Source organism: Sphingobacterium sp. UBA865 (genome assembly GCF_002295765.1).
In the GTDB taxonomy this organism is placed as follows: Bacteria; Bacteroidota; Bacteroidia; order Sphingobacteriales; family Sphingobacteriaceae; genus Sphingobacterium; species Sphingobacterium multivorum.
Map to the genome: position 1 here is coordinate 19,978 of NZ_DBGB01000026.1, position 16,284 is coordinate 36,261.

Genomic DNA, 16,284 nt, shown 5'->3' on the forward strand with positions numbered 1-16,284 from the left:
TTATGTCAAGCATCCATAAAAAAAGCCGTATATCTTTCAATACGGCTTTTATAATAATAAGAATGTTTTTTCAATTACATTCCACTGTCATCTAACATAAAAGTATTTTTCTTGGTTTTCCATTTTCCTTTTGTGAAATCAGGGAATTCCAACGTTTTGTTTCCTTTTGCAATAGACTCGGTAGATAATGGGAATACAGCACTCATGGTTACTGAATCATATACGTCAATTGGCGTCTGTACCTTTTGTTTTACTGCCTGAATGAACGCATTGAATACAAACCAGTCCATGCCACCATGACCAGAACCATTTGCTACCGCTTCATATTTTTGCCAGATTGGGTGATCGTATTTCTTTACCCATTCATCTGCAGAATCCCACGTGTGTGGTTTGGATTTACCCTCGATGTGAATACCTTTTGCAACATCCATCCAAATACCATCTGTTCCTTGTACGCGGAAGCCGATAGAGTAAGGTCTTGGCAAGTGTGTATCATGCGTTAATAACATGGTTTCTCCATTTGCACATTGTAACATCGTTTGTGTGATATCACCATTTTTGTAATTGATCTTACCGTTGGGGTGTCCTGGGGAAACTTTATTGACATAGGCTGCCAATCCACGGGCTTTACTTGAGTACGAAGTGATATGGGTGAATCTGTTACCCTTGTTGATATCTGCAAATTGCATAATTGGACCTAAACCGTGGGTAGGATATAGATCACCATCTTGATCGATATTGAACTGTGTACGCCATTGTGCCTCAGAAATCGCTTTCGGGCCATATTCAACGCCATGGCCATAATACGCTTTTCCGTCATTGAATAATACTTCGCGTAAATCGTGTTGATAACCGCCTTCCAGGTGCAACAATTCACCAAATAGCCCTTGTCTGTGCATATTCAATACAGCAAGTACGTCACGACGGAATGCCACATTTTCTAGGGTCATGTAAGGCTTTCCGGTTTCTTCGGATACTTTCACAATATCCCAGTGATCTTGTAGCGTTAGACCTGCTATAACCTCGCAACCTACGTATAGTCCAGCTTTCATTGCGTCAATAGCTTGGTTTTTGTGGAATTGCCAAGGTGTTGCAATAATGACAGCATCTAATTTTTCATTGCTTAACATCTTTTTGTAAGCATCAACGCCACCAGTATATTCTTTTGGAAGTTTGGTGCTTTTTGCGTTGAATTGTTTACGGCATTGTGCTAGAGATTCTTCTTGGGTGTCACAGACAGCCACAATTTCTAAATCATCTCTGTTTAGGGCAATTTGAACGTGATTACGTCCTCTAAGACCCACACCAATAAAACCGATTTTTATCTTGCCATTTGTTTGGGCAAATAATTCTGTACTTGAAAGGACACCGATTCCAGCTGTAGTGATGGCAGTCGATTTTATGAAATTTCTTCTATCCATTGTTTTGAGATATAAGGAGTTTGTATATTAGTTATTTACTTGTTTGAAAACAGTCTTTGAGACTGGGTACTATTAACAAATATATTATTTCATTTGGGATAAATGAAAGTGCAAACGTTTGCTTAATTTTATTAAATTTCATGCAAACGTTTGATTGAAATAAAAATTATCATTTATTAATTCAATTTGTGATATTGCAAGCACATTGATGATTTAAAAAACATAGTTTAATGTCTGATTTTAACCAATTAGTAGTAGAGAGCGCAGCAAAACAATTCACATTAGAAGGAGATATCATTTCAGTGCAACCGTTTGGTTCTGGTCATATCAATGATACCTATCGTGTAGTTACTACTGTAGATAGCGGTATATCGCATTTATTACAACGTATTAATCACCATGTTTTTCCGAACGTGGATGGATTAATGCATAATATTGAGATTGTCACCAAGCATCTTAGCAAAAAAGTTAAAGTCGCTGAAGGAAAAAGAATCAGCGATCATGTATTGACAATTGTTCCTACAAAAGGTGGGGAATTATATATAAAAGATAGTCAGGATAATTATTGGCGCATGTTTATTCTCATAGAGGATACGAAAAGCTATGATATTGTAGAGACTGAAGTCCAAGCAGCCGAAGGTGGCCGTGCTTTTGGGTTGTTTCAAAAACAGCTGTCGGATTTAGATGCTTCGTTGATCGTTGAAGTACTTCCCAACTTTCATAATATAGAGTTTAGACTTGAAAATCTTCGAAAAGCAATCGCTAAAGATGTGTGCCAACGTGTAGCGTCGGTAAAGGACAAATTGGATTTTATCTTTAGTCGTGAAGATCGAATGAAAACCATTCTTGAACTTGGTAACAAGGGGGAGCTTCCACTGCGCATTACACATAATGATACCAAGTTTAATAATGTGCTCTTAGATCGCCACGATAAGATGCAATGTGTGATCGATTTGGATACAGTTATGCCAGGCTATGTGGCATACGATTTTGGAGATGCGATTCGGACGATTATTAACCCTGTTGCTGAAGATGAGATGGATGTTTCGAAAATTCTGCTAAATCTTGCCTTATATAAGGCCTATGCCGAAGGTTATTTGGAGGAAGCTAATGACTTCTTGACAACTTTAGAGAAAGAAACATTAGTCGATGGGGCCTTCTTATTGCCCTATATGCAAGGAGTACGTTTCTTAACGGACTATTTGGAAGGAGATCATTACTACAAGACTAAATATGATGACCATAATCTGGTGCGTACAAATACGCAATTGAAATTGGTTGAAGAGATGGAAAAGAATGAAGCATTTATGCGGAAGGTAGTTTTTGATTGCATTTAACAATTTTATACCTTTAATCCTATTGAGAAGCTTCCATCGCGTAGATGAAGCTTCTTTTTTCTGTAAAAAAATATTCGAATGAAAAAACTAACCATTTTGCCTATCGCAGCGGAGCTGGCCAATACACTTGATTATCATACTTTGTCGAAGCTCTTGAGCAATTTTGAATCACATTCGCTGGAGTTTAATAACTGGAGCGAATCTTTCCCGTATAAACCTGAGGTACAATTTAAGATTGGCTATACCCAGGAGTATCTTGTGTTGCAATATGATGTCGTCGAAGAACAACTTCGGGGTAATTATTCCGAAACAAATCAAAATGTATGGGAAGATAGCTGTGTGGAGTTCTTTATTTCTTTTGATGGACGCGAACATTATTATAACCTGGAATTTAATCTAATTGGAACAGGCTTGATCGGTTATGGTCCGGCCGAAAAGGCAAATAGAAATCGATTGGATAGTACAACAATAGAACAGGTGCGTACTTACTCTTTAATTGAGCGTAATGGTTCCGATAAGCGATGGAGTATGATTGAGGTCATTCCACTTGCTGTATTTCAGTTTGACGATGTTGTAGACCTGAAAGGTAAACGGATACATGGGAATTTTTACAAATGTGGTGATCATCTCAAACAACCACATTTTATATCTTGGAATAAAATAGAAAACCCAACTCCTAATTTCCATCTCCCTGAGTTTTTTGGAGAAATGGTCTTTGGTTAGGAGTTGAGTGAAAAAAGGTGATGCTTATTGGTAAACAAATTCTTTTTTGAATTTCTTTGCCAATAAAGCATATACTAATACACGGTATTTATTTTTATTGGATTTGCCAATAGCGGTAATCACTTCCTCTAGTGCCTTGTCTAAATCAGGGCCATCTTTTAGGCCTAATTTTTTGATCAAAAAGTTTTGTTTGACACGGTTAAGTTCTTCGGGATCTGATGCAGCAATGGTTTCCGAGTCTGCATTGTAAATGGAAGGTCCTATTCCTTTTGTTACTTTTGCAATAAATGCTTCATCTAATGATAAGCCTAGCTTTTTTGATTCTGCAACATATGCAGCAATTTTTTCATCTAATTTGCTCATAATTATGTAAGTGATTTAATTGTAGTAAGTTAAGTTAGGTAAAAAAGTCGATAAACAAAATTATTCTTTGGTTAGGATAAAGATTGTTACATTTGTGCCCTTGATAAGTGTTGTTAACTAAAATGTGGAAAATTTCAACTAATTATTCTTCGTAATTGTTGTAAGTTACATTTTTATAAGTTATCTTTGCACCTCAATAATTGAATATACGTAATCATAATAATAATGAAAAAAGATTTGCATCCTTCAAATTACAGATTAGTTGTATTTAAAGATATGTCAAATGACTATGCTTTTATTACAAAATCTTGTGTTGATACAAAAGAGACTATTACATGGGAAGACGGAAATGAGTATCCAGTTGTAAAATTAGAGATTTCTCATACATCACACCCTTTCTATACAGGTAAAATGAAATTGGTTGATACTGCTGGTCGTATCGACAAATTCCGTAACCGTTACAACAAAAAATAATTGTAGCAGATCTGTATATTACAATATTAAGAACTCGATAAATATAATTTGTCGGGTTTTTTTTGTTATTTTTAATTTGTGAAAATCTTCTTTACAGATTGCTTTGATTCGATCCAATTGTTGGATAAGCTTAGCTCCCCATTAACTACTTTTGATAGAAAGAGTCTTTATCCATTTACTTTCGTGAAATCTTGTTTGGACCTTAGGGTTGGTATACTGACTTTACGGGAGAAATGGCGAAAATTAGCTTTAAAATTTGATGTACACTATGTTGCCAACGATGCGGATAAGGAGGGGCTTATATGGGTGTCTGAGAACGTTATTCCGTCAGTAGCCTTATTACAGCTTCTACAGCGCTTGCGTGTAGGAGAGGTCCTTGTACAGGACGGATACGTTTTAGCTTGTTGTTATACACATATAGACTCTTATCGTGTGCAAGAGGTTGATATATCCGTTGATCTATTAAAAGGGATAGAAGATCTGTTTTTGCTCACAGGAACTGAAATAACACATGATTTCAATCATCTGGTACAAAGTGTTCAGTCGTCCAGTATATCTGGAACAAATCAATTGTTGGGTAATGATCTTTATGTAGCTGATCGCGTTAGCATGGAATGTGCTACGCTCAATACCCTACAAGGTCCCATATATATCGATGAAGATGTTACAATTATGGAGGGCGCGCATTTGCGTGGTCCATTATATCTTGGTAAAGGAGCCGTTGTAAAAATGGGCGCTACGATTTATGGGAATGTTTCGGTAGGGAAGCAGAGTGTTATTGGGGGAGAGATCGGGAATTCGGTCATTGGTGATTTTTCGGCCAAGGGGCATCATGGTTATCTAGGGTGCTCGGTAATAGGAGATTGGTGTAATTTAGGAGCTGGTACCTCTAATTCCAATTTGAAGAATAACTTAAAGACTGTTTCAATTTACGATTATGCATTAGATAGTGTTCGGGATACAGGTCTTTTAAAATGCGGTGCCTTTATTGGAGACTATACTCGCCTTGGCATCAATTCGGCTTTAAATACAGGAACAGTAATTGGAATTGCAAGCATGCTAGCAGATACAAGTTTTTATGCTAAATTTGTACCGTCATTTGCTTGGGTGTTTGACGGAGGTGCTCAGACTTATGAATTTGATAAGTTTATGGCATATCTGGAGACGCTGTATGCATCAAAAGGGGAAGAGCTCACGGAGCAGATTAAAGATAAATTGAATCAACTTAACAAAAAATATAATTAAATCGTAAAATCATGCGTAAAAAAATCGTAGCTGGTAATTGGAAAATGAATTTAGACTATCAATCAGGATTGAGCTTGTTTTCTGAAATTATCAATATGGCCAAAGATGAAGTGATTGGAAACCAGGAATTGGTTGTTTGTAGTCCATTTATTCATTTGTCAAGTCTTGGGCAACTGTCTAAAAATGTCGCGAATGTAAATATTGGTGCTCAGAATATTCACCAAGCGGAGTCGGGTGCTTATACAGGTGAGATTTCGGCTTCACAAGTAAAATCAGTAGGTGCTTCACATGTTATTTTAGGTCACTCTGAAAGACGTGCTTATTTTGGTGAAACTGATGCATTGTTGGCATCTAAAGTGGATATTGCATTAAAGCATGATTTAACCCCAATATTCTGTATTGGAGAAACAAGAGAGGAACGCGAATCTGGAGCTTTCTTTGATGTGATCAAAACACAATTGACAGATGGATTGTTCCACTTGTCTAAAGAAGCTTTTGCAGCTGTGGTGTTGGCATATGAACCAGTTTGGGCAATTGGTACTGGCTTGACAGCTAGCCCTGAGCAAGCACAGGAGGTTCATAAATTTATTCGTGAGGTGTTAGCTGATCAATATGGTCAGGAGATTGCTGATAATACAAGTATTCTATATGGAGGGTCTTGTAATCCAGGTAATGCAAAAGATTTGTTTGCTCAAGCCGACATCGATGGTGGTTTGATTGGAGGTGCTTCTTTAAAATCGAGAGATTTTATTGATATCGCTAAAGTATTTAACGGCTAATTTTTAGAAATGAAATACGTAGAGGTTATCTTTCAAATGCGATCAGGTGAAGAATGGCAGAAGGATTTGTTGATATCTGATTTGGCTGATATTGGCTTTGATACTTTTGAGGATACCGAATCTGGATTTGCAGCTTATATTTCAGCTGCAAATCTTGACTTGCAAGCATTAGAAACGCTGATGCTTCAACCTTATGAAGGCCTGGAGGTCGATTATAAGATACAGGAAATAGAAAATCAGAATTGGAATAAATTGTGGGAAAGCAATTTCAACCCAATAGAGGTAGGAGGGCAATGCTATGTGCGTGCAACTTTTCATGAGGCCAAACCTGAGTTTCCCTATGAAATCATTATAGATCCGAAGATGTCTTTTGGCACCGGCCATCATCAAACAACTTCGATGATGCTTCAGTATATTTTGGAGAATGATTTTATGGGCAAGCAGGTTTTGGACATGGGCTGCGGTACAGGGATACTGGCCATTTTAGCATCAAAAAAAGGCGCGAAAGCTGTATTGGCTGTGGATTATGATGAGATATGTGTTGAAAGTGTAATCGAAAATAGGGCACTCAATCATGTTGAGCATATCGAAGCGCTCTGTGGATCTTACGAAGTTTTGGCCGGTCGGGTCTTTGATGTGATTTTGGCAAATATTAACCGTAACATTCTTTTAGAACAATTACCTCAGTATGCCTTGAGCATTCGTACAGGGGGTGAGCTGTACCTAAGTGGTTTCTATGAGCAGGAAGATTTAGCAATCTTAAGCGATGCGGCGACCGCATTGGGTTTTGAGTTTATCTCCAATAAAGTTTTAAATAATTGGTGTGCAGCCAAGTTTGTGAAGCGATAATTTAGCTATGCGGATTCATTTTATAGCAATAGGTGGTAGTGTGATGCATAACCTTGCTATTTCATTGGCAAAACAAGGGCATCAAGTGACCGGTTCTGACGATCAGATCGTAGAGCCCTCCCGTTCTCATTTGATTGAAGCAGGATTGCTTCCTAATCAATTGGGGTGGTTTGAAGAAAAAGTAACGGAGGATATTGATGCTGTGATCTTGGGCGCTCATGCCCAGGCAGATAATCCTGAATTAAAGCGGGCCCAGGAATTAGGTCTTAAAATTTATTCTTTTCCAGAATTTATACAAGAGCTTTCGCAGGATAAAATCCGGGTGGTTATCGCTGGAAGTTACGGTAAGACAACCATAACGAGCATGGTGATGCATGTTATGCGATTTCTAGGAAAAGAATTTGACTATTTGGTAGGAGCTCAATTAAGAGGCTTTGATAAGTTGGTCGATATTACTAAGCATAATAAGATTATTATTATCGAAGGAGATGAATATGTTTCATCTAAGATTGATCCGAAGTCCAAATTTTTGTATTATAAACCGAATATAGCGTTAATTTCGGGTATTGTATGGAATGAGTTTAACTCAAAAATATCTCAAGAGGAATATATTAAACAATTTGAAGATTTTATTGACTCAATTCCGCCTAAAGGTACCTTAATTTATAATAAGGAAGATGTTGTGTTACAGAAGGTTCTTCAAGATACAAAAGATTGTAAGATCAATAGACATGGCTATAAGATTCCTGATTATACAATTAATAAAGGGGTGACTTACATCAATACACCGGATGGCGACGTTCCATTGCAAGTGTTTGGTAAGCACAACCTATCTAATATTGCTGGGGCGTATACGATCTGCGAATGGTTGGGGATCAAAAAGAAAGAGTTCTTTGAGGCCATAAAAAGTTTTAATACTTCGATTCGTTATTTGGAGTTTGTTGCAAGCTCGGAAGGATCTGTGGTTTATCAGGATTATGCCTGTAATGCGGATAAAGTGAAGTCAAGTATTCACGCCGTGAAAGAGCAATTTCCTAATCAGAAATTGGTTACAATTATCGAATTAAACTCGTATGATAGTTTAGATTCATCGTTTTTGTTACAATATGCAAACTCAATGAAAGAGTCGGATGTCTCTGTGGTCTACGTGAATATAAATTCCTGTAAAGAACTTAATAAAGATATCGAAAGTGTCCCCAATAATATTAAGAATAATTTTAATAACCCTGATTTAGAGGTTGTTGTGAGTTTGGATGGGCTCTATTCATTTTTAGATGGTGTCAAATCAAAAGGTTACAATTTACTTCTTATGAGTTTAAATAATTATAATGGGGTTAATTTGTCTGTGCTGGCTGATCGGTTTTTTAGAGATTTTTAGAGAAAAAATTATAATTTAATGTAAATTAAATTGTAATTTATTATTTTTGTTTAAAATATCTACCAGATGAATGCATTAGGAAAAAAAATCAGATTACTTAGACACCAAAAGGGGTGGAGTCAAGAGGATGTTGCAAAACGATTGGATATCTCAATCCCAGCATTTTCTAAAATTGAAACAGGGATTACAGATGTGAATTTGTCTCGCCTGAATCAAATCTCAAAATTATTCAATTTGACAGTTGTTCAACTTTTATCTACTTCAGATTCTGAAGAAGATAAAGAGTATGTAAACGAGGTGAATGCTTTGACGCAAAAATTACAACAACGCGATGGCGAAGTAATTGAATTGCAGAAAAAGGTTATTGATCTTTATGAGCAATTGCACAAAAGATAAGGCATATTAAAAATGTTACCGAAAAGGCAATCCAAATGGGTTGCCTTTTTTTGTTTATGCAACTTTATTTTGGTCAAAAGTGATTTTGTTTTTGTTTCTTTGTAAGTATTTTATCAAAAAATAAAGGTTGATTATTTATGGGGAGATTAAACGGGGATATAACGAATAGCCCGTCGACTGATTTTTTTAAGTCAAATGTATTGGGACAGCGTTCAGGACTCTTTGTCCTTTTCTTTACTGAAATGTGGGAACGTTTTTCGTTCTACGGGATGCGTGTACTCTTAATGCAGTTTTTAACTGCTGCAGTTATTCAAGGTAGTCCTTTCTCGGGATGGTCCTGGACTGCACAACAAGCGGGAGCACTTTATGGAACCTATGCCATGATGCTCTATTTAACTCCTATTCTAGGAGGGATTATAGCGGATAAATATATTGGATCACGGAAAGCTGTGATCATCGGTTCGGCGATTATGACGCTTGGACATGCTGCCATGGCCTTTGATACTTCCATTATGTTTTTTCTGGGTTTGATCTGTTTAGTTATTGGAACAGGTTTTTTCAAACCCAATATGCCTTCTATCTTAGGTGAAATGTATAAAGATCTACCAGAGAAAAAAGATGGAGCTTATACCATATTCTACATGGGGGTCAATGCTGGTGCTTTCTTTGGCATGATGCTATGTGGATATATAGCCGAAACGTATGGTTGGCATTGGGGATTCGGCTTGGCTGGTATCTTTATGCTTTTGGGAACACTGCAGTTTGTTTTCGCAAAACCGCTCATGGGAAATCTGGGTGTTTTAACTAAGTCGACCTCAGGGGAACACCAAGTTATCGCTGAGGATACCGATACCAGAAATCCATTTACCATACGGGATTATGTATTGATCGCGATAGTTTCTATTATCGGTTTCGTATATGCTTTCAATGACCCTTTGTCTAAGAATGGTATTGTTGATGTGTTTTCTGGTTTGGATACACCGTTTCTTAGAGGTCAATATATTATGGTCATTGTGGCGTTAATTCTCTTCATATATCTTATTGTGACACGGATTTTGCGTTATGATAAGGTTGTAAGGGATCGGATGTTTGCGGTCGTGTTGCTAGCGTTTTTCTTGGTCTTCTTTTTTATGAGCTTTGAGCAGGGGGCAACTTCGTTGGTTCTTGTGGCGAGAGATAATATTGATAGATCACTTACTGGTGCTGCATTGACGACCTTTAATGTGGTAAATGGTTTATTGACGATTGTACCGCTTTCGATTATCTCTTGGGTTCTGATTAAATTGGCAAAAGTAACCTGGAACAAAATTGCCATTTCAAATATCGTATTGTTTATCTGTTTTGGGTTGATCTGGGGAGCAGTAATCTGGATGTTGTACAATGAATTCAATAAAGAAGCATCAGAAATTAAAGTCTCCTGGTTTTCGATCCTAAACTCATTTTTTATCATTGCACTTGCCTCCTCGGTATCCAAAATTTGGGAGTCCAAATATAACCCATCGGCAGCCTTTAAATATGGCTTTGGTTTGATTTTGGTTGCGATAGGATTTTTTATTATCGGGTTGGGATCTATGGGGATAAGCCAAGGGGCTAAAATCTCGATGGTATTTTTGGTGCTGACCTATTTGTTCCATACATTGGGCGAATTATTTATTTCACCGGTAGGTCTTTCTTACGTATCCAAATTGGTGCCGGCTCGCATGCTCGCATTTATGTTTGGAATATGGTATTTGGCGATTGCTATTGCACAGAAGGTTGCAGCGGTATTGGGCGGACAAGTGGAAACAATTCAAGAGGAGCACTCCTTGAGTTATTTCTTCTTCTTATTTACAGCAATTCCTGCCTTAGCAGGCCTGTTAGTAATGCTGTTTAATCCATTGATTAAACGATTGATGCACGGAATTAAATAACAAATATATAAGCTTCTTTTGCGAAAGAAGCTTTTTTGATTAATATAAATTAGTATGGAGGTTAGTACAAGGGAATCGCTAGAAGAGATTCAAAATTTTGACGGGAAGTACCCAAAGCAAATCTGGAGTTTGTTTTTTTCCGAGATGTGGGAAAGATTCTGTTTCTATGGTATGCGCGGGATGTTGGTGTTCTTTATGATCACACAGCTAAACTTTGCTGAAAAGGATGCCAATTTACAGTATGGAGCGACACAAGCATTTGTATATGCGTTTACATTCATAGGAGGGCTGTTTGCAGACAAAATTCTTGGTTTCAGAAAGTCTTTATTCTGGGGTGGCTTATTGATGATCGTAGGAAGCTTATTTCTTGCAGCAGATCCGCATAAATATTTCTTTTTTGGTTTATCATTTATCATTATAGGTACGGGTTTCTTTAAACCCAACATATCGACGATGGTAGGCGAGCTGTATAAAAAAGGTGATGTTCGTCGTGATGGCGGCTTTTCCTTGTTTTATGCGGGAATAAATTTAGGCGCATTCTTAGGCGGATATATCTGTGTTGCGATCGGTAAAGGATATATGCTGACGTCAATTATTTCTGAGGGACATCGCTGGAATGTTGCTTTTGGTTTGGCGGCGGTAGGCATGTTGGTTAGTTTAGTGAATTTTCACTTTACCAAAAGGCATTTAGGACCAATTGGACTTCAACCTGGGGATCCTGAGGCCATAGTAAAGACGAAAGCATTACCGAAATGGGTAGAATATGCCGTATATATTGCCACGTTGATTTTTATCCCTATTATTCAGATCATGGTGTCAAAAACGCAGTATACAGACTATTTTATGTACACGATCGGCCCATTGACGCTGTTATATCTTTTTTATGAAATGTCTAAAGTGACTGCTGAAGAGCGGAATAAATTAATTGCCGCGCTGGTGTTTATCCTTTTCTCGATTATTTTTTGGGGTATATATGAGCAAAGTGGCGGTTCCTTAAGCATCTTTGCTGCTAAGCATTTGAATGATTCCTTATTGGGCGTTATGACGCTCGATCCAAATGGCGTTAACAATTCAGGTGGAGCATTATTTATTATTGCATTAGCACCTCTTTTTGGTCTTTTTTGGATTTGGCTGGGCAAACGTAAACTTGAACCAAATACCATTATTAAGTTTGGTCTTGGCTTTGTTTTCTTGGGATTAGGTTATTATGTCCTATTTGCTACGCGTTTATTTGCTCACGATGGTATGACCTCATTGGATGTCTTTACTCTGGCACTGCTTGTGATTACCGTTGGGGAGCTTTGTCTATCACCAATTGGTCTTTCCATTATGACGAAATTGTCTCCAGCAAGATTACAAGGTATCATGATGGGCATGTGGTTCTTGGCAAGTGCTTACGGTCAATACGTAGCAGGCTTGATTGGTGCTAGTATGGCTGAAGCTAAGGAAGGAAGTTCATTGGCGGATAAACTGGTGACTTATACGGAGAGTTATAAACAATTGGGCTTATATTCTTTGATTGCTGGTGTGGTGCTTATAGCCTTATCTCCTGTTGTACGTAAATTGATGGGGAATGTAAAGTAAAGTGCGCAACTTTGAAACATTAAAGTTATTGATATAAAAAAAAGCTTGATTATTAAATCAAGCTTTTTTTATATTAATAAATCCATTTGAATTTATAATCTTTTTCTGGAACCTTCATCCGATCAGCCAGTCTAGCCAAACGATCTGGTAGTTTTAGTAGATAATCTCTCGCTTTCTCACCTTTATCATTCAGGCCATTAACTTGATCTATTTTCCATTCACTGTTCAGCTCTTTCAAGATATCCACGTAGTCCAAAGCAGTATATACTCCCAATCGTTGGGCTGCGTCCGAGAAATGTGCAAATGCCTCTCCTTGGGGCTCACCGGCTTCTCTTAAGAACTGGGCCGGCATAACGATTTTTTTACGCATCATATCCTCAAATGCAATCATGACTTCACTCGGGTCTACGGTGATTGCTTTTGAAATAAAAGACATATAAGCTTTAGCATGACGTGCCTCATCAGATGCGATGACCCCACACATTTTTGCCAAAAGTTTATCGCCGCTTTTTTTGGAAAGCCCAGATACACGACGATGGGAAACGTTGGTCGCTAATTCCTGAAATGAAGTATAAATAAAATTCCGGTATGGGTCTGCACCAGTACCAATATCAAAACCGTCTTGAATAAGATATTGTGTAGACATTTCAAATTGGCGCATGTCTATTCTACCCGACAAATAAAGGTATTTGTTCAATAGGTCACCGTGACGGTTTTCTTCAGCCGTCCAAGCGCGTACCCATTTCATCCATCCACCTTGCTCGTTTTTGTCAACGTCTTCTACCATGGTCAACCACGATTCGTACGTTGGAAGGGCCTCTTCGGTGATGGTGTCTCCAACCAATACTGCGACCAAATCATAAGAGAGCTCTTTTGCACTTTCCTGCAACTCTTTTACTTCCTCAAAAAAAGTGTCCCTAGAAGAATCTGGAAGAAAATCGGCAGGTTGCCACATCTCTTCAACAGGCTTCAGGTATTCGCTCATCTCATTGAGCATGAACGGTTCCAAATAGGTCATCACTTCTTTACGTGAGCCTTCCGGTAAATTTAGAGGTAATTCTTGCATATGATTACAAAGGTACTAAATAGCATCAATAAATTATAAAAGCTAATTATAATTGTTTAAAATGCCAAAAATTACTTTTTTGGCTGAGGATACCTTGGAAAACCGACATTGATAATGACATAAAAAACAGATTGACCGTCCTGTATTCGATAAAATACTATTAACTTTGTATAAATTATTTAGACGACGTTGGAAAAATTTAATATAGATAAAATACGAGCCGATTTTCCGATTCTTAAGAGAGAAGTAAATGGTAAACCATTGGTTTATTTGGATAATGGCGCGACAACACAGAAGCCGAGTTCTGTTATCAATTCGATTGTACATTATTATACAGATATGAATAGTAATGTGCATCGGGGCGTACATTATCTTAGTCAGATATCGACGGACGCTTTTGAGGTGACTCGAAAAAAAGTTCAGGCTTTCATCCATGCTGCTGAAGATAAGGAAATCATTATCACCAAAGGAACAACAGATGGAATTAATCTGATTGCCACTTGTTATGGCAGAGCTTTTATTCACGAAGGTGATGAGATTATTATTTCAGCGATGGAACACCATTCCAATATTGTGCCTTGGCAGATGCTCTGTGATGAAAAGGGCTGTAAAATTCGGGTCATTCCGATGAATGATAAAGGTGAGCTTGATATGGATGCCTACAGCAATTTGTTTAATGAGAAAACCAAATTAGTTGCTGTAACCTATGTTTCAAACTCCCTTGGGACAATCAATCCTGTGCGTAAGATGATTTCAATTGCTCATGGACATGGTGCTGTTGTTTTAGTCGATGCTGCGCAGGCTGTTCAACATATACAGATTGATGTTCAAAAGCTGGATGTAGATTTTCTGGTATTTTCCGGACATAAAATGTACGGTCCTACAGGTGTAGGAGTGTTATATGGCAAAGAGGAGCTATTGAACGCGATGCCACCTTATCAAGGTGGTGGAGATATGATTAAAGAGGTTACTTTTGAAAAAACGACCTATAATGAATTGCCTTTTAAATTTGAGGCGGGTACGCCTAATATTGAAGCCGGTATCTGTTTGAACGAGGCCATCGATTATATCAATTCAATAGGTCTGGAAAATATCGAGGCCTACGAACATGATTTGTTGCAATACGCTACGGAGAAGTTGGCTGAAATTCCGGGCATGCGGTTTATTGGAACGGCCGAGCAGAAATGTTCCGTTATTTCATTTGTAATTGATGGCACGCATCCTTACGACGTTGGTGTGATCTTGGATAAATTGGGGATCGCTGTACGTACAGGCCATCATTGTGCCCAACCTGTCATGGATAGGTTCGGTATTCCGGGAACTATTCGTGCTTCTTTAGCCGTATATAATACAAAAGAGGAAATAGATATTTTGGTCGCCGGTATCCAACGCGCGGTCAATATGTTGGTTTAATAAAAAATAGGTATGACCATTAATGAAATACAGGATGAATTAATTGAGGATTTTGCTTTCTTTACGGATTGGATGGAAAAATATGAGTACATCATCCAGCTGGGAAAAGAAGTGCCTCTAATTGATGAACAATACAAAACAGATGAATATATCATCAAAGGATGTCAGTCCAAAGTATGGCTTTTTCCGGAAATAAAGGATGGAAAAGTGTATTTTACGGCAGATAGCGATGCAATTATCACAAAAGGCTTGGTGAGTTTAATGGTCAAAGTACTATCTGGACATACCGCCAAGGAGATTGTTGATGCCGATTTATATTTTGTGGATAAAATAGGGCTGAAAGAACATTTGTCACCAACTCGGGCAAATGGCTTGCTATCCATGATTAAGCAAATGAAATTATACGCTCTGGCGTTGCAAGTGAAAGCATAAAAAGGGGATTATTCATCCCCTTTTTTCTTAATACTATTTTAAAAGCTGTTCCCCTCAGCTTGAGATTTATTTTGAAATTATCCAATGAGTTCCTGAATAATGATCTTTTTCATTCTTATGAGCGCTTCATTTGCCCCTGGTCGCTTTAGTAATGTTGCAATTTGTTCGGGTACGATCTGCCAGCTTACACCGAATTCGTCTTTGCACCAGCCACACATGCTCTCTTTGCCTTTCTTCGTGATCGTATTCCAGAAATAATCAATTTCCTGCTGATCTTTACATAGAATAGTGAGTGAAATGCCTTCGTTAAAAGTGAAATTTTGTGGAACTCCGCTATCCATTGCCATGAGTGTAAAATCCCGGACTAAAAATTGGGTATGTTGGATTGATCCGGTATATTCACCTTCTGTGTATTTCATGATCCCATTGCTTCGAAAATCATGAAATAATTCTGCATAAAATGCTAGTGCTTGTTCGCAATTTCCTTGTTGCTCTCCGCAATACATTAGCGTAGGTACAATTGCCTGTTGGTTGGTATCGCTCAGTTTACCGAGGTATAATTGCCAATTTACGCTAAACTTGTCGGCCAACCAGCCGTAGTAAGGGCTCAAAGGGTAGGAGTTTAAAGGCATTAAGGTGTTACCTTCCACAGCAAGTGAATTCCAGATACGATCAATTTCCTCTTTGCTTTCGCAAATGACCATAAATGATATGGATGGGTTGGGTTTGAATGTAGGACCTCCATTTATTCCAATAAATTTCACACCGCTTAGGACAGCTTCAACAACGATGGGAGAGCTGTTGCTAATATGGCTTCCAGGGAAGGTACCAGCGTAAAGATCAAAGGCTTCCTTCGCGTTTTGATCGAACCAAATGGATGGGATAATTGAATTATTCATCTTTTTTTGTTTTAG

16 protein-coding genes are annotated in these 16,284 nt (G+C 37.9%); 12 read left to right on the forward strand and 4 right to left on the reverse strand.

Going from position 1 to position 16,284, the window contains the following annotated elements; genetic code table 11:
• Positions 1-74: 74 nt before the first annotated feature.
• Positions 75-1,421 carry a Gfo/Idh/MocA family protein gene (locus B2O97_RS14850; protein ID WP_201638675.1) on the reverse strand — a complete coding sequence of 449 codons (1,347 nt, stop codon included), beginning with the start codon at positions 1,419-1,421 and terminating at the stop codon, positions 75-77.
• A gap of 230 nt (positions 1,422-1,651) precedes the next feature.
• On the opposite strand from B2O97_RS14850, the gene B2O97_RS14855 reads away from it, so the two are divergent.
• Positions 1,652-2,758 carry a phosphotransferase enzyme family protein gene (locus tag B2O97_RS14855; RefSeq protein ID WP_046671777.1) on the forward strand — a complete coding sequence of 369 codons (1,107 nt, stop codon included), beginning with the start codon at positions 1,652-1,654 and terminating at the stop codon, positions 2,756-2,758.
• A 78-nt stretch (positions 2,759-2,836) separates the two neighbouring features.
• Positions 2,837-3,481, forward strand: a complete 645-nt coding sequence (locus B2O97_RS14860; protein ID WP_070566104.1) for a carbohydrate-binding family 9-like protein — start codon at positions 2,837-2,839, stop codon at positions 3,479-3,481.
• A gap of 24 nt (positions 3,482-3,505) precedes the next feature.
• Here the strand turns inward: B2O97_RS14860 and B2O97_RS14865 are convergent, their stop codons facing one another.
• Positions 3,506-3,844, reverse strand: a complete 339-nt coding sequence (locus B2O97_RS14865; RefSeq protein WP_070566102.1) for a DUF2853 family protein — start codon at positions 3,842-3,844, stop codon at positions 3,506-3,508.
• 225 nt (positions 3,845-4,069) lie between these two features.
• Between B2O97_RS14865 and B2O97_RS14870 the strand changes: the two genes are divergently transcribed.
• From B2O97_RS14870 to B2O97_RS14905, 8 genes are all read left to right on the forward strand, one after another.
• The gene (locus B2O97_RS14870; protein WP_046671774.1) at positions 4,070-4,318 is read left to right on the forward strand and encodes a type B 50S ribosomal protein L31; all 249 of its coding nucleotides are present in this window, start codon (positions 4,070-4,072) and stop codon (positions 4,316-4,318) included.
• A gap of 78 nt (positions 4,319-4,396) precedes the next feature.
• Positions 4,397-5,563 carry a putative sugar nucleotidyl transferase gene (locus B2O97_RS14875; protein ID WP_083295944.1) on the forward strand — a complete coding sequence of 389 codons (1,167 nt, stop codon included), beginning with the start codon at positions 4,397-4,399 and terminating at the stop codon, positions 5,561-5,563.
• Positions 5,564-5,574: 11 nt separating this feature from the next.
• Complete coding sequence (gene tpiA / locus B2O97_RS14880; RefSeq protein ID WP_070566100.1) at positions 5,575-6,342, forward strand: triose-phosphate isomerase; 768 nt, start codon at positions 5,575-5,577, stop codon at positions 6,340-6,342.
• Between the two features lie 9 nt (positions 6,343-6,351).
• Positions 6,352-7,191, forward strand: coding sequence for a 50S ribosomal protein L11 methyltransferase (prmA, locus tag B2O97_RS14885; RefSeq protein ID WP_070566098.1), 840 nt, complete (start codon positions 6,352-6,354; stop codon positions 7,189-7,191).
• 7 nt (positions 7,192-7,198) lie between these two features.
• Positions 7,199-8,569: a Mur ligase domain-containing protein gene (locus tag B2O97_RS14890; protein ID WP_070566097.1), complete on the forward strand. Its 1,371-nt coding sequence runs from the start codon at positions 7,199-7,201 to the stop codon at positions 8,567-8,569.
• 66 nt (positions 8,570-8,635) lie between these two features.
• Positions 8,636-8,965, forward strand: coding sequence for a helix-turn-helix domain-containing protein (locus B2O97_RS14895; RefSeq protein ID WP_070566095.1), 330 nt, complete (start codon positions 8,636-8,638; stop codon positions 8,963-8,965).
• Between the two features lie 137 nt (positions 8,966-9,102).
• The gene (locus B2O97_RS14900; RefSeq protein WP_070566093.1) at positions 9,103-10,875 is read left to right on the forward strand and encodes a peptide MFS transporter; all 1,773 of its coding nucleotides are present in this window, start codon (positions 9,103-9,105) and stop codon (positions 10,873-10,875) included.
• A gap of 54 nt (positions 10,876-10,929) precedes the next feature.
• Positions 10,930-12,459: a peptide MFS transporter gene (locus tag B2O97_RS14905; protein ID WP_070566091.1), complete on the forward strand. Its 1,530-nt coding sequence runs from the start codon at positions 10,930-10,932 to the stop codon at positions 12,457-12,459.
• Between the two features lie 73 nt (positions 12,460-12,532).
• On the opposite strand, the gene B2O97_RS14910 is transcribed toward B2O97_RS14905, so the two are convergent.
• Positions 12,533-13,525, reverse strand: a complete 993-nt coding sequence (locus B2O97_RS14910) for an acyl-ACP desaturase (protein ID WP_070566089.1) — start codon at positions 13,523-13,525, stop codon at positions 12,533-12,535.
• A 189-nt stretch (positions 13,526-13,714) separates the two neighbouring features.
• Between B2O97_RS14910 and B2O97_RS14915 the strand changes: the two genes are divergently transcribed.
• Positions 13,715-14,938 carry a cysteine desulfurase gene (locus B2O97_RS14915; RefSeq protein ID WP_201638676.1) on the forward strand — a complete coding sequence of 408 codons (1,224 nt, stop codon included), beginning with the start codon at positions 13,715-13,717 and terminating at the stop codon, positions 14,936-14,938.
• A gap of 12 nt (positions 14,939-14,950) precedes the next feature.
• Positions 14,951-15,370, forward strand: coding sequence for a SufE family protein (locus B2O97_RS14920; RefSeq protein ID WP_070566085.1), 420 nt, complete (start codon positions 14,951-14,953; stop codon positions 15,368-15,370).
• 77 nt (positions 15,371-15,447) lie between these two features.
• Here the strand turns inward: B2O97_RS14920 and B2O97_RS14925 are convergent, their stop codons facing one another.
• The gene (locus tag B2O97_RS14925; RefSeq protein WP_286710428.1) at positions 15,448-16,269 is read right to left on the reverse strand and encodes a VOC family protein; all 822 of its coding nucleotides are present in this window, start codon (positions 16,267-16,269) and stop codon (positions 15,448-15,450) included.
• Between the last annotated feature and the right edge of the window lie 15 nt (positions 16,270-16,284).